The organism is Shigella sp. SIG6 (assembly GCF_053555815.1).
On sequence record NZ_JBQZXC010000013.1, the window covers coordinates 1 to 21,903 of the forward strand.

Here is a 21,903-nt window from a genome sequence, read left to right on the forward strand (position 1 = left end):
GGTCCTGGCAACCCGATGGAGCAGCCGAAAGATGCCAAAGGCACGGGTACGGAATCCGGCATTCAGCCACAGTACGGTGTACCGTATGGTGTCACGCTCAACCCGTTCCTCTCACCATTTGGTCTGCCATGTAAACAGCCAGCATGGGGTTATATCTCGGCGCTGGATCTGAAAACTAATGAAGTGGTGTGGAAGAAACGTATTGGTACGCCGCAGGACAGTATGCCGTTCCCGATGCCGGTTCCGGTGCCGTTCAATATGGGTATGCCGATGCTGGGCGGGCCAATCTCCACGGCGGGTAACGTGCTGTTTATCGCCGCTACGGCAGATAACTACCTGCGCGCTTACAACATGAGCAACGGTGAAAAACTGTGGCAGGGTCGTTTACCGGCGGGTGGTCAGGCAACACCGATGACCTATGAAGTGAATGGCAAGCAGTACGTGGTGATCTCCGCAGGCGGTCACGGTTCATTTGGTACGAAGATGGGCGACTATATTGTGGCTTATGCCCTGCCGGATGATGTGAAATAACCATAATGCCCGGAGAGATCCGGGCATATTTCCGAATACGGTCTTTTTATACCGTAAACCCTAACATCATCCCCGTATCTTCATGCTCCAGCAGATGGCAGTGCGCCATATAAGCATGTTCTTTCGGTGCGTTGTGATTAAACTTCACCAGCACTTCACTGACATTGCCTTCTACCTTAACGGTATCTTTCCAGCCCGCGCGATGAGCCGCTGGCGGTTTGCCATTTTCTGACAAGATACGGAACTGCGTGCCGTGAATATGGAACGGATGCAGCATCATGTCGCCCACGCCAGAGATAACCCAACGTTCGTACTGCCCTTTCGCCGCCGCAAACATCGGCTTATTCATATCAAACGCCTGACCGTTGATTTTATTGGCATGGTGGAAATCGAACTTCCCGCCGTGGTTCATATGATTCATATTGCCGTGCCCCATATGGCCCATCATCTGGCTGTGATCCATTCCGGCCATCGCCTGATCGCCATATTTCTCCATTAGCATCTGCATCCCCATCATATCGAGCATCGGGTCCATAGAAAGTTGCAGCTTGCGTACCGTCAGCCCTTCCAGCGAAGGTAACGCAGGCAGGCTATCAGGCAAAGCACCGGAGGCACTAATAGCAATCGGCTGAATCCGCATTACCGGATGCGGCTTGTCAAACGGTGCAATCGCCATCCCCATCTGGCTGACCGGCAGCGTCACCAGGTCAAAGGGTTTGTTGTCGTTAACCTCCACCAGCACTTCAAAACGCTCGCCCATCAGCACCGGCAGCTCGCTCACCTTCACCGGTTCAGGTAGCAGACCACCGTCGCTGGCAATCACATACAGCGGGCGATTGTCGCTGGTGGCGAAATTGAGCGAGCGGGCATTACAGCCATTGAGCAAACGCAGGCGCAGCCAACCACGCGGGGCAGCGTGTTGTGGGTAGATTGCACCGTTGGTCAGCAGCGTATCGCCAAACCAGCCCACGGCGGCGGTCATCACATCCAGTTGATAATCAATCTGCCCGTCGGCGCTAAATTTCTTATCCTGAACGATCACCGGAACATCATCGATACCCCACTGTTTTGGCAGCATTAATTTCAGAATCTCGTCATCTTCAATCACCACCAGACCAGCCAGCCCCATCGCCACCTGTCGCCCGGTCTTGCCATGTTGATGTGGATGGAACCAGCAGGTAGCGGCAGGTTGATCAACGTTCAACGTCACCGAGCGCTTGCCACCTGGCGGAATAATTCCCTGTGGGCCGCCGTCGACGTCACCCGGTACTTCCAGCCCGTGCCAGTGCAACGTCGTCTCTTCCGCCAGTTGGTTGTAGATATCAACCGTTACCGCTTTACCGCGCTGTAATTTCACCGCCGGCCCCAGCAGATTGCCGTTATAGCCCCAGGTAGTTGCAGTTTTCTCGCCAAAGGTGGACTGACCTGCGCCAATAGTTAACTGAATGCGATTACGGGCATCGGTCGTGAGCAAATCAGGGATCGGTAACGTTGGGCGTTCCGCCGCAAAGACTGCACGGCTCCACAGTGGCAAGGCTGAAGCCACACCCAGTGCGACGGAATATTTCAAGAAATCACGACGTTGCATAGTTATTTCCTTATTCTTAAGCAGGCGAAACAAAATCAAACGTTGAGCATAGTCCTTCCCCTTACGGGAAGGTCAAGCCGCAGACACAATTTAATCGACAATAATGGTCGTCGCCTCGCTCGCAGTGTGCTAACGTTTATCTTCTTTAAGCCCCTGGTAGAAGCAATGAAGACGTTTTTCAGAACAGTGTTATTCGGCAGCCTGATGGCCGTTTGCGCAAACAGTTACGCGCTCAGCGAGTCTGAAGCCGAAGATATGGCCGATTTAACGGCAGTTTTTGTCTTTCTGAAGAACGATTGTGGTTACCAGAACTTACCTAACGGGCAAATTCGTCGCGCACTGGTCTTTTTCGCCCAGCAAAACCAGTGGGATCTCAGTAATTACGACACCTTCGACATGAAAGCTCTCGGTGAAGACAGCTACCGCGATCTCAGCGGCATTGGCATTCCCGTCGCTAAAAAATGCAAAGCCCTGGCCCGCGATTCCTTAAGCCTGCTTGCCTACGTCAAATAATCCCTGATACCTTTTTGTAGAAATATTGACCGTGCATCCGCGGTCAATGTTAGCTATTATGTTGCGCCCTTTTTTTACGGGTGTTAACAAAGGAGGTATCAACCCATGGCCGAAAAAAAACAGTGGCATGAAACGCTACACGACCAGTTTGGGCAGTACTTTGCGGTAGATAACGTTCTGTATCATGAAAAGACCGATCACCAGGATCTGATCATTTTTGAGAACGCTGCATTTGGTCGCGTAATGGCGCTGGATGGCGTAGTACAAACCACCGAGCGCGACGAGTTTATCTATCATGAGATGATGACCCATGTTCCGCTACTGGCCCATGGTCACGCGAAACATGTGCTGATTATCGGCGGCGGCGACGGTGCCATGCTGCGTGAAGTAACCCGACATAAAAACGTTGAGTCAATCACGATGGTGGAAATCGATGCGGGTGTCGTGTCGTTCTGCCGTCAGTATCTGCCCAACCATAACGCCGGTAGCTACGACGATCCGCGCTTTCAACTAGTGATCGACGATGGCGTCAATTTCGTTAATCAAACCAGCCAGACCTTTGATGTCATTATCTCCGACTGCACCGATCCTATCGGTCCCGGCAAAAGCCTGTTCACCTCAGCATTTTATGAAGGCTGCAAACGTTGCCTGAATCCTGGCGGTATCTTCGTCGCACAAAACGGCGTCTGCTTTTTACAGCAGGAAGAAGCCATCGACAGCCATCGCAAACTCAGCCATTACTTCAGCGACGTTGGCTTTTATCAGGCGGCGATCCCGACCTATTACGGCGGTATCATGACTTTTGCATGGGCGACAGATAACGACGCCTTACGCCATCTCTCAACCGAAATTATTCAGGCGCGTTTTCTCGCTTCTGGCCTGAAATGCCGTTATTACAATCCGGCAATCCATACGGCAGCTTTTGCCTTACCTCAGTATCTGCAAGACGCACTGGCTTCACAGCCGTCCTAAGGAGAAGATAAGAAATTGAAAAAACTGAAACTGCATGGCTTTAATAATCTGACCAAAAGTCTGAGTTTTTGTATTTACGATATCTGCTACGCCAAAACTGCCGAAGAGCGCGACGGTTATATTGCTTATATCGATGAACTCTATAATGCCAACCGTCTGACCGAAATCCTGTCAGAAACCTGTTCCATTATCGGGGCCAATATTCTTAACATCGCCCGCCAGGATTACGAACCACAGGGTGCCAGCGTCACTATTCTGGTGAGTGAAGAACCGGTTGACCCGAAACTCATCGACAAAACAGAACACCCCGGCCCACTGCCAGAAACGGTGGTTGCTCATCTCGATAAAAGTCATATTTGCGTACATACCTACCCGGAAAGTCATCCTGAAGGCGGTTTATGTACCTTCCGCGCCGATATTGAAGTCTCTACCTGCGGCGTGATTTCTCCGCTGAAGGCGCTGAATTACCTGATCCACCAGCTTGAGTCCGATATCGTAACCATTGATTATCGCGTGCGCGGTTTTACTCGCGACATTAACGGTATGAAGCACTTTATCGACCATGAGATTAATTCGATTCAGAACTTTATGTCTGACGATATGAAGGCGCTGTATGACATGGTGGATGTAAACGTCTATCAGGAAAATATCTTCCATACCAAGATGTTGCTTAAAGAGTTCGACCTTAAGCACTACATGTTCCACACCAAACCGGAAGATTTAACCGACAGCGAGCGCCAGGAAATTACCGCTGCGCTGTGGAAAGAAATGCGCGAGATTTATTACGGGCGCAATATGCCAGCTGTTTAACGGCTCTGGCGGAGCTCCCAGGCTCCGCCAGATTTATTTACTTCTGCTGCACAAAATTGCGGTAAGCCGCCACGACCTGCAGAAAATCCTCAACGCCGCATAGCGACAGGCTTTCTTCGTCGTAGTAGTTCATCCCCTCTTCCATTTCATCGCCAGCGAATTCCAGTTGATTGGCGCGAACCATCACCTCTTCAGCGTCCATCCACAGGGTGTATTCATGCCCTGCCCGTTGCCAGGACCGTTCGCTACCTTTCAGTGCGTGCGCTGCTTGTTCCACTTCATCAAGCAAGGCCAGGTTTTCTTTCACCTCTTCATTAAACCAGTGCCCGACCACTTCATGCCCCATGGACATACGCACCTTTACCACTCCGGTAATATCGCGCAGAAATTCGTAATCCATAGTGTGTTCCTCTGCTCCCGGCAATGCGCCGAAATCGCATCGCGCCATTGATGTAATTATCGCAGCCTTACCGGAGAAAAACAGCGGAACGGCGATGGTTTAGAAATAAAAAATGCCCGGGAATCTCATTCACCGGGCATTGTGTCGTTTATGCGCAGCGCGTGCGCTTACTTATTACACCGCAGTCTGGAAAATCACCCCATCGGCTTTTTCGGTGTACTGAGAAAGCTGGTTGAAGTTCAGATAACGATAAGTATCAACGGCAGTTTTATCTACTTGCGCAACGTAGGTCTGGTACTCTTCCGGCGTCGGCAGTTTGCCAATCAGCGCCGCAACAGCCGCCAGTTCTGCAGAAGCCAGGAAGACATTCGCGCCAGTACCCAAACGGTTCGGGAAGTTACGGGTAGAGGTGGAAACCACCGTCGCACCGTCTGCTACACGCGCCTGGTTACCCATACACAGGGAACAGCCCGGGATCTCGATACGAGCCCCGCTCTTACCGAAGACGCTGTAGTAGCCTTCTTCCGTCAGTTGCGCGGCGTCCATACGGGTTGGCGGTGCCACCCACAGGCGGGTCGGCAACTGACCTTTGTGCGCATCCAGCAGTTTACCAGCGGCACGGAAGTGACCGATGTTAGTCATGCAAGAACCGATAAATACTTCGTCGATCTTCTCGCCCTGTACCCCAGACAGCGGACGTGCGTCATCCGGATCGTTCGGAGCACACAGGATTGGCTCTTTAATCTCCGCCAGATCGATGTCGATCACTGCCGCGTATTCCGCATCTGCATCGGCTTCCAGCAGCTCAGGATTCGCCAGCCATTTTTCCATGCCCTGAATACGGCGTTCCAGGGTACGACGATCGCCGTAACCTTCCGCGATCATCCACTTCAGCAGGACGATGTTGGAGTTCAGGTATTCGATGATCGGTTCTTTGTTCAGCTTGATAGTACAACCAGCGGCAGAACGCTCGGCGGACGCATCGGTTAGCTCAAAGGCCTGCTCAACTTTCAGATCCGGCAGACCTTCAATTTCCAGAATGCGACCAGAGAAGATGTTTTTCTTGCCTTTCTTCTCAACGGTCAGCAGACCTTGTTTGATCGCATACAGCGGAATGGCGTGTACCAGATCGCGCAGGGTGATGCCCGGCTGCATTTTGCCTTTGAAGCGCACCAGAACGGATTCCGGCATATCCAGCGGCATTACGCCAGTTGCGGCAGCAAACGCCACCAGACCAGAACCCGCCGGGAAAGAGATACCGATCGGGAAACGGGTATGGGAGTCACCGCCGGTACCGACGGTATCCGGCAGCAGCATACGGTTCAGCCAGGAGTGAATGACGCCGTCACCCGGACGCAGCGACACACCGCCACGGTTCATAATGAAGTCCGGCAGCGTGTGGTGCGTGTTCACGTCAACTGGCTTCGGATACGCCGCGGTGTGGCAGAAAGACTGCATCACCAGGTCAGCCGAGAAGCCCAGGCACGCCAGGTCTTTCAGTTCATCACGGGTCATCGGGCCGGTGGTGTCCTGAGAGCCTACAGAAGTCATTTTCGGTTCGCAGTACGCGCCCGGACGAATGCCTTTCACGCCACAGGCACGGCCTACCATTTTCTGCGCCAGCGAGAAGCCGCGATCGCTCTCAGCGACATCTTTCGCCTGACGGAACACATCACTGTGCGGCAGACCAAGTGCTTCACGCGCTTTGGTGGTCAGGCCACGCCCGATAATCAGCGGAATACGGCCGCCAGCACGCACTTCATCAATCAGCACGTCGGTTTTCAGTTCGAAGGTCGCCAGCAGTTCGCCTGTTTCGTGGTTACGCACTTCACCTTTGTACGGGTAAACGTCAATCACGTCGCCCATGTTCAGGTTAGAGACGTTGACTTCGATTGGCAGTGCACCCGCGTCTTCCATCGTGTTAAAGAAGATGGGTGCAATTTTACCGCCGAGGCACAAACCACCGCCGCGTTTGTTCGGCACATGTGGAATATCATCGCCCATAAACCACAGAACGGAGTTCGTGGCGGATTTACGCGATGAACCCGTACCCACAACGTCACCGACGTACGCCAGCGGGAAACCTTTCTGTTGCAGAGCTTCAATCTGTTTGATCGGGCCAACAACACCTGGCTGGTCTGGCTCAATACCTTCACGGGCGTTTTTCAGCATCGCCAGCGCGTGCAGTGGGATATCCGGGCGTGACCACGCATCCGGTGCCGGAGAAAGGTCATCGGTGTTGGTTTCGCCAGTGACTTTAAAGACGGTAACGGTCAGTTTTTCAGCCAGCGCCGGGCGATTCAGGAACCATTCGGCATCCGCCCAGGACTGCATTACCTGCTTCGCATATTCGTTGCCTGCTTTCGCTTTCTCTTCTACGTCATAGAAGTTATCGAACATCAGCAGCGTGTGAGAAAGTGCTTTGGCAGCAATAGGTGCCAGTTTGGCATCATCCAGCGCGTCGATCAGCGGATGAATGTTGTAACCACCCTGCATGGTGCCCAGCAGTTCGATAGCTTTTTCCGGAGTCAGCAGAGGGGATTTAGCTTCGCCTTTAGCGATAGCAGCCAGGAAGCCTGCTTTTACATAGGCGGCTTCATCGACGCCTGGGGGAACACGGTTGGTTAACAGATCTAACAGGAATTCTTCTTCGCCCGCGGGCGGGTTTTTCAGCAGCTCTACAAGCGCGGCCATTTGGTTTGCATCCAGGGGTTTGGGCGCAATCCCCTCAGCGGCACGCTCAGCTACGTGCTTACGGTATTCTTCTAGCACGACGGTTCTCCTCGCTCTCATTGTCATAGTGCGGCAGGCGATTCTCTTCACGCTCCTGTGAGACAGCAGTTTGTAGGGTAAATGCCCAGTACCGCAACGGGCAGAATAGCAGGATTTTGACGACGTGTTAATCTGTTTACAAAAAAGCAACATAAAAAAGTGGCTGAATCGTTAAGGATGGTCTAGAGATTGTTTCCCTCCGTAAAAACTTCGTTAATTCGCATGGTGATAATCACCTTTCTCAACGAATCCCAAGATTAGTCAAAATTTAAACTACCGCCTCTTTATACTCGGATTCACAGCACCTGCGGGTGGCAGTTCGCCGACCATTGCGATTTCCTTGAGATCCGAATTATGAAAATGACTTTGCCGTTTAAACCCCATGTGCTGGCGCTAATTTGCAGTGCCGGGCTTTGTGCTGCCTCTGCCGGGCTATATATAAAAAGCCGCACAGTGGAAGCGCCTGTAGAACCGCAATCGACACAACTGGCTGTGTCTGACGCTGCCGCTGTTACGCTTCCTGCAACGGTTTCCGCACCTCCCGTAATACCCGCAGTCGTCAAATCCGCATTCAGCACTGCACAAATAGATCAATGGGTCGCACCCGTCGCGCTGTATCCCGACGCCCTACTTTCGCAGGTGCTGATGGCATCAACCTATCCGACAAACGTTGCTCAAGCAGTGCAATGGTCGCACGATAATCCACTTAAACAAGGCGATGCTGCTATTCAGGCGGTATCTGACCAGCCGTGGGACGCCAGCGTTAAATCACTGGTGGCCTTTCCACAATTGATGGCATTGATGGGCGAAAACCCGCAATGGGTGCAAAACCTGGGCGATGCTTTTCTGGCGCAGCCGCAGGACGTGATGGACTCGGTACAGCGATTGCGGCAACTGGCGCAACAAACCGGCTCGCTGAAGTCATCAACCGAACAGAAAGTTATTACCACAACGAAGAAAGCTGTACCGGTAAAACAGACAGTCACGGCACCCGTCATACCATCCAATACCGTTTTAACTGCCAACCCCGTCATTACAGAGCCGGCAACAACCGTCATTTCCATTGAGCCCGCCAATCCTGATGTGGTCTATATTCCCAACTACAACCCAACCGTGGTTTACGGGAACTGGGCCAATACTGCGTATCCGCCGGTTTATCTGCCACCACCAGCCGGAGAACCGTTTGTTGACAGCTTTGTGCGCGGATTCGGCTATAGCATGGGCGTTGCTACCACGTACGCACTATTCAGCAGCATCGACTGGGATGACGACGATCATGACCATCATCATCATGACGATGATGATTATCATCACCACGATGGCGGTCATCGTGACAGTAATGGCTGGCAACACAACGGCGACAACATCAATATCGACGTCAACAATTTCAACCGTATCACCGGTGAGCATCTTACTGATAAGAATATGGCATGGCGGCACAATCCAAACTACCGTAATGGTGTGCCCTATCATGATCAGGATATGGCAAAGCGGTTTCATCAAACCGATGTCAACGGCGGAATGAGTGCCACGCAGCTACCTGCTCCAACACGCGACAGCCAGCGTCAGGCGGCAGCAAGTCAGTTTCAGCAACGAACACACGCCGCCCCCGTCATTACACGAGATACCCAACGTCAGGCAGCGGCACAGCGGTTTAATGAAGCTGAACACTATGGGAGCTATGACGACTTCCGCGACTTCAGCCGTCGCCAACCACTGACCCAGCAGCAAAAGGACGCCGCTCGTCAGCGTTATCAGTCGGCCTCTCCTGAGCAGCGCCAGGCAGTCCGCGAGAAAATGCAGACTAACCCGCAGATCCAGCAGCGAAGGGAGGCGGCGCGCCAGCGTATACAATCGGCATCACCTGAACAACGTCAGGTTTTTCGGGAGAAAGTTCAGGAGAGCCGCCCACAACGTCTAAACGACAGTAACCATACTGTCAGGCTGAATAACGAGCAACGGTCAGCAGTACGCGAACGTCTCTCTGAACGTGGAGCAAGAAGACTGGAAAGGTAAATTGCAGACGTAAAAAAAGCGGCGTGGTTAGCCGCTTTTTTAATTGCCGGATGTTCCGGCAAACGAAAAATTACTTCTTCTTCGCTTTCGGGTTCGGCAGGTCGGTAATGCTACCTTCGAACACTTCTGCCGCCAGGCCCACAGACTCGTGCAGAGTCGGGTGCGCGTGGATGGTCAGTGCGATGTCTTCAGCATCACAACCCATTTCGATTGCCAGGCCGATTTCACCCAGCAGCTCGCCGCCGTTGGTACCAACAATCGCACCACCGATCACACGGTGAGATTCTTTGTCGAAAATCAGCTTGGTCATACCGTCTGCGCAGTCAGAAGCGATAGCACGACCAGAAGCAGCCCACGGGAAGGTGGCGGTTTCATAGCTGATGCCTTTCTCTTTCGCTTCTTTCTCAGTCAGACCTACCCATGCAACTTCTGGTTCGGTATAGGCGATGGACGGGATAACTTTCGGATCGAAGTAGTGTTTCTTACCGGCGATAACTTCAGCGGCAACGTGACCTTCGTGAACACCTTTGTGTGCCAGCATCGGCTGACCGACGATATCGCCGATAGCAAAGATGTGCGGTACGTTGGTACGCAGCTGTTTGTCAACGCGGATGAAACCACGGTCGTCAACTTCCACGCCAGCTTTGCCTGCGTCGAGGTTTTTACCGTTCGGCACACGACCAATCGCTACCAGCACGGCGTCGTAACGCTGCGGTTCAGCTGGTGCTTTTTTGCCTTCCATCGTCACATAAATACCGTCTTCTTTCGCTTCAACGGCGGTAACTTTGGTTTCCAGCATCAGGTTGAATTTCTTGCTGATACGCTTGGTGAAGACTTTAACGATGTCTTTGTCAGCTGCCGGGATAACCTGGTCGAACATTTCAACCACGTCAATCTGTGAACCCAGCGCGTGGTAAACGGTGCCCATTTCCAGACCGATGATACCGCCACCCATTACCAGCAGGCGTTCTGGTACTTCTCTCAGTTCCAGCGCGTCAGTGGAGTCCCAGATACGCGGATCTTCATGCGGAATAAACGGCAGTTGGATCGGGCGAGAACCCGCTGCAATGATCGCATTGTCGAAGTTGATCACGGTTTTGCCGTTCTCACCTTCAACTTCCAGGGTGTTAGCCCCGGTGAATTTACCCAGACCGTTGACCACTTTGACTTTGCGGCCTTTCGCCATACCAGCCAGACCACCGGTCAGCTGATTGATCACTTTCTCTTTCCAGGTACGAATCTTGTCAATATCGGTTTTCGGTTCGCCGAAGACGATACCGTGTTCAGCCAGCGCTTTGGCTTCTTCGATAACTTTTGCTACGTGCAGCAGTGCTTTAGAAGGGATACAGCCGACGTTCAGGCAAACACCGCCAAGGGTGTTGTAACGTTCTACGATTACGGTTTCCAGACCTAAATCAGCGCAACGGAAGGCAGCGGAGTAACCTGCGGGGCCTGCCCCAAGTACCACGACCTGAGTTTTGATTTCAGTACTCATCATGACCTCTATATATTTATCTCCGGCGGTCATACCCGTCGTCTTTCAGGCCGCAGCGGCGTTAGCTTCACGCCCTCACCCCAGTCACGTACTTATGTAAGCTCCTGGGGATTCTGGCGCTTGCTACCTTGCTGCACCCAGAAATCCATAGGGTATGTGAAGTAATACCCTAACCACCACCGGGTCGTTCTATCCGTCGGTATTTTACAAAATTGTTAACAATTTTTAAACAACAAACGGCAACCGATTTGTTTATTCGCTAATAACCTCAATACATTCATGAGATTACCAGAAAAAAGCCGGCCGTTGGGCCGGCTCTTTTACTTACATCACCAGACGGCGAATGTCAGACAGCGTGTTGTTAATGATGGTAATGAAACGGGCACCATCAGCACCGTCAATCACGCGGTGGTCGAAGGAGAGAGAAATCGGCAGCATCAGACGCGGCACGAACTCTTTACCATTCCACACCGGCTCCATCGCGGACTTGGAAACGCCGAGGATAGCCACTTCCGGCGCGTTCACAATCGGCGCGAAGTGGGTAGTACCCAGGCCGCCGATGCTGGAGATGGTGAAGCAACCGCCCTGCATTTCGCCCGCAGTCAGCTTACCGTCACGCGCTTTCTTAGAAATAGTCATCAGCTCGCGAGACAGCTCGATGATGCCTTTCTTGTTGACGTCTTTGAATACCGGAACAACCAGACCGTTCGGGGTATCCACCGCCACACCGATGTTGATGTATTTCTTCAGGGTCAGACGCTGACCGTCTTCCGACAGCGAACTATTGAAGCGAGGCATCTGCTCAAGAGCTGCAGCAACGGCTTTCATGATGAAGACAACCGGGGTGATCTTCACATCCAGCTTACGTTTCGCCGCTTCTTCGTTCTGCTGTTTACGGAACGCTTCCAGCTCGGTGATATCGGTTTTGTCGAAGTGGGTAACATGCGGGATCATCACCCAGTTACGGCTCAGGTTAGCACCAGAAATTTTCTGGATACGGCCCAGTTCCACTTCTTCGATTTCGCCAAACTTGCTGAAGTCCACCTTCGGCCACGGCAGCATGCCAGGGATACCACCGCCAGTCGCCGCCGGAGCTGCTTCTGCACGTTTGATAGCTTCTTTCACGTAAGCCTGAACGTCTTCGCGCAGGATACGACCTTTACGGCCAGTGCCCTTCACTTTCGCCAGGTTAACGCCAAACTCGCGTGCCAGACGGCGGATCAGCGGGGTCGCGTGAACGTAAGCGTCGTTTTCAGCAAATTCAGATTTGCCTTCCGCTTTCGCAGCCGGAGCTGCTGCCGGAGCTTCAGCTTTTGCTGCCGGAGCCGGCGCTGCCGCTTCCTGTTTCGCAGGAGCTGCCGCAGGCGCTGCGCCTTCAACTTCGAAGATCATAATCAGCGAACCAGTTTTCACTTTATCGCCAACGTTGACTTTCAGTTCCTTCACGACGCCTGCAAACGGAGCCGGAACTTCCATAGAAGCTTTATCGCCTTCTACGGTAATCAGTGACTGTTCAGCGGCAACTTTGTCGCCCACTTTCACCATCACTTCGGTCACTTCAACTTCGTCACCGCCGATATCCGGAACGTTAACTTCTTTCACGCCAGCTGCTGGTGCAGGGGTCGCTGCCGGAGTCGCTTCCTGTTTAGCCGCCGGAGCTGCCGCGCCTGCTTCACCCGCGACTTCGAAGACCATAATCAGCGAGCCGGTAGACACTTTGTCACCCACGTTCACTTTGATCTCTTTCACGGTACCTGCAAACGGAGCCGGAACTTCCATAGAAGCCTTGTCGCCTTCTACGGTGATCAGCGACTGTTCAGCTTCAACTTTATCGCCAACTTTCACCAGGATTTCGGTCACTTCAACTTCGTCGCTGCCGATATCCGGAACGTTAACGTCTTTTGCCACCGCAGCCGCGGGTGCTGCTGCCTGAGCTGCTTCTTTCTTCTCTTCTGCCTGAGCAGGTGCAGCGTCTGCTGCACCGTCGGCGGAATCGAAAATCATAATCAGTGCGCCGGTCTGGGTTTTATCGCCAACAGAGACTTTGATCTCTTTAACGATACCCGCCTGCGGAGATGGAACTTCCATAGAGGCTTTGTCGCCTTCTACGGTGATCAGCGACTGTTCGGCTTCAACTTTGTCGCCCACTTTGACCAGGATCTCGGTGATTTCAACTTCATCAGCCCCGATGTCCGGTACTTTGATTTCGATAGCCATTATTCTTTTACCTCTTACGCCAGACGCGGGTTAACTTTATCTGCATCGATGTTGAATTTGGCGATTGCGTCAGCAACCACTTTCTTATCGATTTCGCCACGTTTAGCCAGTTCGCCCAGCGCCGCAACCACGACATAAGAAGCATCAACTTCGAAGTGGTGACGCAGGTTCTCACGGCTGTCGGAACGACCGAAGCCATCAGTACCCAGTACGCGATAGTCGTCAGCCGGTACGTAAGTACGGACCTGCTCAGCGAACAGTTTCATATAGTCGGTAGATGCCACTGCCGGCGCGTCGTTCATCACCTGAGCGATATACGGAACGCGCGGAGTTTCCAGCGGATGCAGCATGTTCCAGCGTTCACAATCCTGACCATCACGCGCCAGCTCGGTGAAGGAGGTCACGCTATAAACGTCAGAACCTACGCCGTAATCTTTCGCCAGGATCTCTGCCGCTTCACGGACGTGACGCAGGATGGAACCGGAGCCCAGCAGCTGAACTTTACCTTTGCTACCTTCAATGGTTTCGAGTTTGTAGATACCTTTACGGATACCTTCCTCAGCACCTTCCGGCATTGCCGGCATGTGGTAGTTTTCGTTCAGCGTAGTGATGTAGTAGTAAACGTTCTCTTGTTTTTCACCGTACATACGCTCCAGACCGTCATGCATAATGACAGCAACTTCGTAAGCGTAAGCCGGGTCGTAAGAGATACAGTTCGGGATAGTCAGCGACTGAATGTGGCTGTGACCATCTTCGTGCTGCAGACCTTCACCGTTCAGGGTGGTACGACCGGAAGTACCGCCGATCAGGAAGCCACGCGCTTGCTGGTCTCCAGCCGCCCAGCACAGATCGCCGATACGCTGGAAGCCGAACATCGAGTAATAGATGTAGAATGGGATCATCGGCAGATTGTTCGTGCTGTAAGAGGTCGCCGCTGCCAGCCAAGAACACCCTGCGCCCAGCTCGTTGATCCCTTCCTGCAGAATCTGACCTTTCTCGTCTTCTTTATAGTAAGCAACCTGCTCGCGGTCCTGCGGGGTGTACTGCTGACCGTTCGGGCTGTAAATACCAATCTGACGGAACAGACCTTCCATACCGAAAGTACGCGCTTCGTCGGCGATGATCGGTACCAGACGATCTTTGATCGACTTGTTCTTCAGCATCACGTTCAGAGCACGAACGAAAGCGATAGTGGTAGAGATCTCTTTGCTCTGCTCTTCCAGCAGCGCGCCGAAGTCTTGCAGGCTCGGCAGCTCAAGCTTCTCGGTGAAGTTCGGCTGACGGCTTGGCAGATAACCGTGCAGTTTCTGACGCTGAGCGTGCAGATAGGTATGCTCTTCAGAACCTTCCGGGAAGGTGATGTACGGCAGTTTTTCGATATCTGCATCAGACACCGGCACATTGAAACGGTCGCGGATGTGACGCACGCCGTCCATGTTCATTTTCTTAACCTGGTGCGCGATGTTTTTACCTTCAGCCGCGTCGCCCATGCCGTAACCTTTAATGGTATGAGCAAGGATTACTGTCGCTTTGCCTTTGGTTTCCTGCGCTTTCTTGAATGCAGCGTAGATTTTCTTCGGATCGTGACCACCACGGTTCAGTGCCCAGATCTGCTCGTCAGTCCAGTCTGCAACCAGTGCTGCGGTTTCAGGATATTTACCGAAGAAGTGTTCACGAACGTACGCACCATCTTTCGATTTGAAGGTCTGGTAGTCGCCGTCAACGGTTTCGTTCATCAGCTGGATCAGTTTACCGCTGGTATCTTTACGCAGCAGTTCATCCCAACGGCTACCCCACATCACTTTGATCACGTTCCAGCCAGCACCTTCGAAGATGCCTTCCAGTTCGTTGATGATCTTGCCGTTACCGGTGACCGGGCCGTCAAGACGCTGCAGGTTACAGTTGATAACGAAAACCAGGTTATCCAGTTTTTCACGGGTAGCGATGGTGATCGCACCTTTGGATTCCGGTTCGTCCATTTCACCGTCGCCGAGGAACGCGTAAACGGTCTGTTTAGAGGTATCTTTCAGGCCACGGTGTTCCAGATATTTCAGGAATTTAGCCTGGTAAATAGCACCAATCGGACCCAGACCCATAGATACGGTCGGGAACTGCCAGAATTCCGGCATCAGTTTCGGGTGCGGATAGGAAGAGAGGCCATTGCCGTGAACTTCCTGACGGAAGTTATCCAGCTGCTCCTGAGTCAGACGACCTTCCAGGAAAGCACGGGCGTAAACGCCCGGGGAGATGTGGCCCTGGAAGTAAACCAGGTCGCCGCCATCCTGCTCGTTGCGTGCACGGAAGAAGTGGTTAAAGCACACATCATAAATGGTTGCGGAAGACTGGAAGGACGCCATGTGGCCGCCCAGTTCGAGGTCTTTTTTCGACGCACGCAGCACCGTCATGATGGCGTTCCAGCGGATAGCTGAACGAATACGGCGTTCCAGTTCCAGATTACCCGGATACTCCGGTTGTTCTTCAACGGGGATGGTGTTGATGTAGTTGCTGATACCTGTGCCTGCGGCTACGTTTACACCGCCTTTGCGGGCTTCAGCAAGCAGTTGGTCGATCAGATACTGAGCACGCTCAACACCTTCTTCACGGATGACCGATTCGATCGCCTGGAGCCAGTCGCGAGTTTCGATCGGATCCACGTCATTTGGGAAACGTTCTGACATGGGTTATTCCTTATCTATCTAATAACGTTGAGTTTTCTGGAACCTGTCCCATTGAACTCTCGCCAGAAAGCTCAATAAGACAGGTTCTACGTTTAGTTACCGCGCTTTTATATGCGCTTGATTTACAACATCTTCTGGATAATTTTTACCAGAAAAATCACTAATTCTTTCGTTGCTCCAGACGACGCAGAGAACGCTCACGGCGGCTCTCTTCACGGCTTCTGTCGAGCAAAATTTCTTCGATAAAGGCCAGATGGCGATGCGATGCTTCGCGCGCTTCTTCCGGCTTACCGGCCATAATCGCTTCAAATATGCGGGTGCGGTGACTACTCACCAGCGGCAGCATCTCGCGACGCGAATAGAGCAATTCGAAGTTCTGGCGGACATTCTGGGCCAACATCGGCTCCATACACCTTAGCAGATGAAGCAGAACCACATTGTGGGCCGCTTCGGTGACGGCAATCTGATACTGGAGTACGGCGTTTGATTCCGCGTCCAGATCGCCAGACTGCTGCGCCAGCTCTATGGCGTGGTGGAGTTCACGGATGCGTTCCTTGTCTTCATCGGTACTACGCAGCGCGGCGTAATAAGCGGCGATACCTTCCAGGGCGTGTCGTGTTTCGAGCAAGTCATACTGTGATTCAGGATGGTCGGAGAGCAGCTCCACCAGCGGATCGCTGAAGCTTTGCCATAGGCTGCTCTGGACAAAAGTGCCGCCACCCTGGCGACGAAGCAACAAGCCCTTCGCTTCGAGACGTTGAATCGCCTCACGCAAGGAGGGACGGGAGACGTCGAACTGTTTTGCCAGTTCGCGTTCCGGTGGGAGTTTTTCGCCCGGGCGGAGAGTGCCTTCGAGGATCAAAAACTCCAGTTGCTGCTCAATCACATCGGAGAGTTTTGGTTGGCGGATTTTGCTGTAGGCCATGAGTTCCTGTCTTAAGCCACTTGCCGAAGTCAATTGGTCTTACCAATTTCATGTCTGTGACGCTAAAGTAACAAAGTATTCACCTTATGTCCATACAGGTTTTGATTGAAATCATGAAACTGTGCACATTTTAACAACTTGACATATATAACGTTTCAAAGTTGTAACTATGCACAAATGTAGACTTTACGTAGGAAAGGGATTTTTTAACGATTATTAAACTATAAAAATCCGAATTGAACCGATTCACTTACCAATTTTTTGATTTTTAAGTCAATAAAAACGAATTTAAATTCACTCTGCATATTGAGAGGGGTTGAGGCTGAGCTTTACAAACGGTTTCTTTTTAAGCAACTCATCTTCAACCATGCATAAAGCGGGTGCATTCGCTGCCGCATACCATTATTCTTGATCTGACGGAAGTCTTTTTGTAACAATTCAAACTTCCTTGATGTAAATAAATCAATACAACAAACGGAATTGCAAACTTACACACGCATCACTGCGTAGATCAAAAAAACAATCACCGCACGAGGTTTCATGATGGAAGGTCAACAGCACGGCGAGCAGCTAAAGCGCGGCCTTAAAAACCGCCATATTCAGCTTATCGCGCTGGGTGGCGCGATAGGGACAGGGCTATTCCTGGGTAGCGCCTCCGTAATACAGTCCGCAGGGCCAGGGATTATCCTGGGTTACGCCATTGCTGGTTTTATCGCCTTTCTGATCATGCGTCAGCTGGGTGAAATGGTGGTCGAAGAACCTGTCGCAGGCTCCTTTAGCCACTTTGCTTATAAATACTGGGGCAGTTTTGCCGGTTTCGCCTCTGGCTGGAACTACTGGGTACTGTACGTTTTAGTTGCCATGGCAGAGCTGACTGCCGTGGGTAAATACATTCAGTTCTGGTATCCGGAAATCCCAACCTGGGTTTCTGCCGCCGTATTCTTTGTGGTGATTAACGCCATCAACCTGACCAACGTTAAAGTGTTTGGCGAGATGGAGTTCTGGTTTGCCATTATCAAAGTTATTGCGGTAGTAGCGATGATCATCTTCGGCGGCTGGCTGCTGTTCAGTGGCAACGGCGGCCCGCAGGCGAGCGTTAGCAACCTGTGGGATCAAGGTGGTTTCCTGCCGCACGGCTTCACCGGACTGGTGATGATGATGGCGATTATCATGTTCTCGTTCGGTGGTCTGGAACTGGTGGGGATCACCGCAGCAGAAGCTGATAACCCTGAGCAAAGTATCCCGAAAGCAACTAACCAGGTTATCTACCGCATCCTGATTTTCTATATTGGTTCGTTAGCCGTTCTGCTCTCACTGATGCCGTGGACCCGCGTTACCGCCGATACCAGTCCGTTTGTGCTGATCTTCCACGAGTTAGGCGATACCTTTGTGGCGAATGCGCTGAACATCGTGGTACTGACTGCGGCGCTCTCCGTGTACAACAGCTGCGTATATTGCAACAGCCGTATGCTGTTTGGTCTGGCACAACAGGGGAACGCGCCAAAAGCGCTGGCGTCTGTCGATAAACGCGGCGTACCGGTTAACACCATTCTGGTGTCTGCGCTGGTTACAGCATTGTGCGTATTGATTAACTATCTTGCTCCGGAATCCGCATTTGGCCTGTTAATGGCACTGGTGGTATCCGCACTGGTGATCAACTGGGCGATGATCAGTCTGGCGCATATGAAGTTCCGTCGCGCCAAGCAGGAACAAGGCGTGGTAACTCGCTTCCCTGCTCTGCTTTATCCGCTGGGTAACTGGATCTGCCTGCTGTTTATGGCGGCGGTACTGGTGATTATGCTGATGACCCCAGGAATGGCGATTTCGGTATACCTGATCCCGGTATGGCTGATCGTGTTAGGTATCGGCTATCTGTTTAAAGAGAAAACCGCCAAAGCCGTAAAAGCGCATTAATCTCTCTACGCCCTCACCCGTACAGGGTGAGGGCAATAATCTCTACACCAACGCCCCGTAAATCGTCAGTAGCGCAATCACCACCACGACCACGAACGAGGTTTTCTTCGCCATTGAAACCGCTGCCTTCGGCGTCTCCACCTTATCGACATGCGGTTCACGCGCCAGAGAGAACTGCGCCAGACGCGTTAATACCTGATATTGCGAAGTATGGAAATCACCCAGCGAAGCAAACCAGGCCGGTAACGCTTTCTCACCATGACCGATCAAGGCATATACCACACCCGCAAGACGAACCGGCACCCAATCCAGTACATGAAGCACTGCATCAATGCCGGACTGTAAACGATGATGCGGCGTCTGGTATCGCGCCAGCCAGTATTGCCATGCACGCAAGAACGCATACCCCATCAGCGTAACGGGTCCCCAGGTTCCCCCCACAATCAGCCAGAACAGCGGTGCAAGATAAAAACGAAAGTTAATCCACAGCAATGCATTTTGCAGCTCACGCAAATACTCACGTTCGTCGCAGCCTGCCGGGACGCCGTGAATCATGGTGAGTTCGCCAGCCATCGTGGCACGGGCATGGCTATCATTACGTGAAGCAGCTGTCAGATAAGCATGATAATGAAGACGAACTTTACCTGCGCCAATACACAGCAAACCAATCAGCAGCCACACCAGCAGCGTGGGAACGTTGAACAATACTCCCTGCAATGCGCGTAACAGTAAAAAAGTCACACCCATCGCAATAATGGTCATGCCTAACGTACGCCCGAGAGAAAAATGTTTCACCCGCCGAAAGAACGCTTCAAGACGATGATCAAGCTGCCAGTGCTCGCCCAACTTAAACAGGCGCTCGAAAATTAACACCAGTAAGGTTGTAAATAGCGTCATGTTGTCTCCTTGCTGACCAGCGCACGAAACCGTGCCCAATCAAATGCAGGACCGGGATCGGTTTTCCGATCCGGCGCAATATCACAATGGCCCGTCATGTTATTAGCGATATCGGGATAGCGATCTATCAGTGCCCGCGTAACCGCCGCAAGCTGTTGATACTGCGCATCGGTATACGCCAGAGTATCGGTGCCTTCAAGCTCAATCCCAATAGAAAAATCATTGCAGCGTTCACGCCCCTGATACTGAGAGACTCCCGCATGCCAGGCACGTTTATCGAAAGGAACATACTGGACTATTTCACCATCACGGCGAATCAAACAGTGAGCGGAGACGCGCAAATGGGCGATCTCAGCAAAGAAAGGATGTGCCTGCGGATCAATAGTTCCAGTGAATAATGCGTCGATCCACGGACCGCCAAACTCGCCTGGCGGCAGGCTAATATTGTGCACCACCAGCAGGGTGGGTGTTTCGTCATCCAGGCGGCAATCGTAATGTGGTGAGGGAACGCGGCGCGCGCCAACCAGCCACCCCTGTTCTAACAACATGCAGGATCTCCTTATATGTGGTGCTAATACCCGGTTCAGAGTAGCATGTTTCTACCTTATGATTCGTTAGCTATCTGGAGTTTTAACATGCCGCCTCGCCGCTACAACCCTGACACCCGACGTGACGAGCTGCTGGAACGCATTAATCTCGATATCCCCGGCGCGGTGGCCCAGGCGCTGCGGGAAGATTTAGGCGGAACAGTCGATGCCAACAATGACATTACGGCAAAACTTTTACCGGAAAATTCTCGCTCTCATGCCACGGTGATCACCCGCGAGAATGGCGTATTTTGTGGCAAACGCTGGGTTGAAGAGGTGTTTATTCAACTGGCAGGCGACGATGTCACCATAATCTGGCATGTGGATGACGGCGATGTCATCAACGCCAATCAACCCTTGTTCGAACTTGAAGGCCCATCCCGCCTGCTGTTAACGGGCGAACGCACTGCGCTTAATTTTGTGCAAACCCTTTCAGGAGTTGCCAGTAAGGTACGCCACTATGTCGAATTACTGGAAGGCACCAACACGCAGTTGTTGGATACGCGCAAAACCTTACCTGGCCTGCGTTCAGCTCTGAAATACGCGGTACTTTGCGGCGGCGGAGCGAATCACCGTCTGGGGCTTTCTGATGCCTTCCTGATCAAAGAAAACCATATTATTGCCTCCGGCTCAGTGCGCCAGGCGGTCGAAAAAGCGTCCTGGCTGCATCCGGATGCGCCAGTAGAAGTCGAAGTAGAGAATCTGGAAGAACTTGATGAGGCCCTGAAAGCCGGAGCCGATATCATCATGCTGGATAACTTCGAAACAGAACAGATGCGCGAAGCCGTCAAACGCACCAACGGCAAGGCGCTACTGGAAGTGTCTGGCAACGTCACTGACAAAACACTGCGCGAATTTGCCGAAACGGGCGTGGACTTTATCTCCGTCGGTGCGCTAACTAAACACGTACAAGCACTCGACCTTTCAATGCGTTTTCGCTAATTGCTGACAGATTTATCCGCTCCATCGCGGGCGGATAATCTCCCCTTCCCCAACTTTCTTCGTAACGCCTCGCAAATTTCTTGTCTTTCGCTGCAACGAAATAAAAAACCTCGGAATCTGCTTTCCCGTTTCGTTTTTTGCCCCTCGCCTGTGCTGATGGCGTTTGCCAAAGTAGCACCAACCAAATCAAGGAGCGAAACAGATGGACAAGCAACGCGGTTTTACACTTATCGAATTGATGGTGGTTATTGGTATCATTGCCATTTTAAGCGCCATTGGTATTCCCGCTTATCAAAACTACCTGCGCAAAGCCGCACTCACCGACATGCTACAAACCTTTGTGCCTTACCGTACCGCCGTAGAGTTGTGCGCGCTGGAACATGGTGGATTAGATACCTGCGACGGTGGCAGCAATGGCATTCCCTCGCCTACTACCACCCGCTATGTTTCAGCCATGAGTGTGGCAAAGGGCGTGGTGTCGCTGACCGGACAAGAAAGTCTCAATGGGCTAAGCGTCGTCATGACGCCAGGTTGGGATAACGCAAACGGCGTCACCGGCTGGGCGCGCAACTGCAATATTCAAAGTGACAGCGCATTGCAGCAAGCCTGCGAAGATGTCTTCCGCTTTGATGACGCCAACTAAGGA

Annotated in this window: 17 protein-coding genes; 8 read left to right on the forward strand and 9 right to left on the reverse strand. The window is 52.3% G+C overall.

What is annotated here, in order from left to right:
- On the forward strand, positions 1-531 hold a 531-nt coding region (locus ACUU1M_RS03920; protein WP_449144644.1), incomplete at its 5' end, for an outer membrane protein assembly factor BamB family protein.
- Between the two features lie 46 nt (positions 532-577).
- Here the strand turns inward: ACUU1M_RS03920 and cueO are convergent.
- Positions 578-2,119: a multicopper oxidase CueO gene (gene cueO, locus ACUU1M_RS03925; RefSeq protein WP_001189591.1), complete on the reverse strand. Its 1,542-nt coding sequence runs from the start codon at positions 2,117-2,119 to the stop codon at positions 578-580.
- Positions 2,120-2,284: 165 nt separating this feature from the next.
- On the opposite strand from cueO, the gene ACUU1M_RS03930 reads away from it, so the two are divergent.
- The 3 genes from ACUU1M_RS03930 to speD all read left to right on the forward strand — a co-directional run bounded on the left by ACUU1M_RS03930 (position 2,285) and on the right by speD (position 4,414).
- Positions 2,285-2,632 carry a YacC family pilotin-like protein gene (locus ACUU1M_RS03930; protein WP_001295568.1) on the forward strand — a complete coding sequence of 116 codons (348 nt, stop codon included), beginning with the start codon at positions 2,285-2,287 and terminating at the stop codon, positions 2,630-2,632.
- A 105-nt stretch (positions 2,633-2,737) separates the two neighbouring features.
- Entirely contained in the window at positions 2,738-3,604 is an 867-nt protein-coding gene (gene speE / locus ACUU1M_RS03935) for a polyamine aminopropyltransferase (protein ID WP_000818423.1), read from the forward strand.
- 15 nt (positions 3,605-3,619) lie between these two features.
- Positions 3,620-4,414: an adenosylmethionine decarboxylase gene (gene speD, locus ACUU1M_RS03940; RefSeq protein ID WP_000734287.1), complete on the forward strand. Its 795-nt coding sequence runs from the start codon at positions 3,620-3,622 to the stop codon at positions 4,412-4,414.
- 37 nt (positions 4,415-4,451) lie between these two features.
- On the opposite strand, the gene yacL is transcribed toward speD, so the two are convergent.
- Together yacL and acnB are read right to left on the reverse strand one after the other, a co-directional pair.
- A complete protein-coding gene (gene yacL, locus ACUU1M_RS03945; RefSeq protein ID WP_005053505.1) occupies positions 4,452-4,814 on the reverse strand; it encodes a protein YacL in 363 nt (120 codons plus the stop codon).
- Positions 4,815-4,988: 174 nt separating this feature from the next.
- Positions 4,989-7,586, reverse strand: coding sequence for a bifunctional aconitate hydratase 2/2-methylisocitrate dehydratase (gene acnB / locus ACUU1M_RS03950; protein ID WP_449144645.1), 2,598 nt, complete (start codon positions 7,584-7,586; stop codon positions 4,989-4,991).
- Positions 7,587-7,940: 354 nt separating this feature from the next.
- Here acnB and ACUU1M_RS03955 point away from each other — a divergent pair, with 354 nt between their 5' ends.
- Complete coding sequence (locus ACUU1M_RS03955) at positions 7,941-9,602, forward strand: DUF3300 domain-containing protein (RefSeq protein WP_000784428.1); 1,662 nt, start codon at positions 7,941-7,943, stop codon at positions 9,600-9,602.
- A 70-nt stretch (positions 9,603-9,672) separates the two neighbouring features.
- On the opposite strand, the gene lpdA is transcribed toward ACUU1M_RS03955, so the two are convergent.
- From lpdA to pdhR, 4 genes are all read right to left on the reverse strand, one after another.
- Complete coding sequence (gene lpdA / locus ACUU1M_RS03960) at positions 9,673-11,097, reverse strand: dihydrolipoyl dehydrogenase (RefSeq protein WP_005072614.1); 1,425 nt, start codon at positions 11,095-11,097, stop codon at positions 9,673-9,675.
- Between the two features lie 324 nt (positions 11,098-11,421).
- Positions 11,422-13,314, reverse strand: a complete 1,893-nt coding sequence (gene aceF, locus ACUU1M_RS03965) for a pyruvate dehydrogenase complex dihydrolipoyllysine-residue acetyltransferase (protein ID WP_449144646.1) — start codon at positions 13,312-13,314, stop codon at positions 11,422-11,424.
- A gap of 14 nt (positions 13,315-13,328) precedes the next feature.
- Positions 13,329-15,992, reverse strand: coding sequence for a pyruvate dehydrogenase (acetyl-transferring), homodimeric type (gene aceE, locus ACUU1M_RS03970; RefSeq protein WP_000003820.1), 2,664 nt, complete (start codon positions 15,990-15,992; stop codon positions 13,329-13,331).
- Between the two features lie 160 nt (positions 15,993-16,152).
- The gene (pdhR, locus tag ACUU1M_RS03975) at positions 16,153-16,917 is read right to left on the reverse strand and encodes a pyruvate dehydrogenase complex transcriptional repressor PdhR (RefSeq protein WP_000331776.1); all 765 of its coding nucleotides are present in this window, start codon (positions 16,915-16,917) and stop codon (positions 16,153-16,155) included.
- A 540-nt stretch (positions 16,918-17,457) separates the two neighbouring features.
- Between pdhR and aroP the strand changes: the two genes are divergently transcribed.
- Positions 17,458-18,831 (forward strand): aromatic amino acid transporter AroP, encoded by a 1,374-nt coding sequence (gene aroP / locus ACUU1M_RS03980; RefSeq protein WP_000969912.1) that lies wholly within the window; start codon positions 17,458-17,460, stop codon positions 18,829-18,831.
- A gap of 42 nt (positions 18,832-18,873) precedes the next feature.
- On the opposite strand, the gene ampE is transcribed toward aroP, so the two are convergent.
- Both ampE and ampD read right to left on the reverse strand, forming a co-directional pair.
- Positions 18,874-19,728 (reverse strand): beta-lactamase regulator AmpE, encoded by an 855-nt coding sequence (ampE, locus tag ACUU1M_RS03985; RefSeq protein ID WP_000172005.1) that lies wholly within the window; start codon positions 19,726-19,728, stop codon positions 18,874-18,876.
- A complete protein-coding gene (ampD, locus tag ACUU1M_RS03990; protein ID WP_000923711.1) occupies positions 19,725-20,276 on the reverse strand; it encodes a 1,6-anhydro-N-acetylmuramyl-L-alanine amidase AmpD in 552 nt (183 codons plus the stop codon). The genes ampE and ampD overlap by 4 nt, the downstream gene beginning before the upstream one ends.
- 87 nt (positions 20,277-20,363) lie before the next feature.
- On the opposite strand from ampD, the gene nadC reads away from it, so the two are divergent.
- Together nadC and ppdD are read left to right on the forward strand one after the other, a co-directional pair.
- On the forward strand, positions 20,364-21,257 hold the full coding sequence (gene nadC, locus ACUU1M_RS03995; protein WP_001135156.1) for a carboxylating nicotinate-nucleotide diphosphorylase: 894 nt from the start codon (positions 20,364-20,366) through the stop codon (positions 21,255-21,257).
- A 202-nt stretch (positions 21,258-21,459) separates the two neighbouring features.
- Positions 21,460-21,900: a prepilin peptidase-dependent pilin gene (ppdD, locus tag ACUU1M_RS04000; RefSeq protein ID WP_000360900.1), complete on the forward strand. Its 441-nt coding sequence runs from the start codon at positions 21,460-21,462 to the stop codon at positions 21,898-21,900.
- Positions 21,901-21,903: the final 3 nt, after the last annotated feature.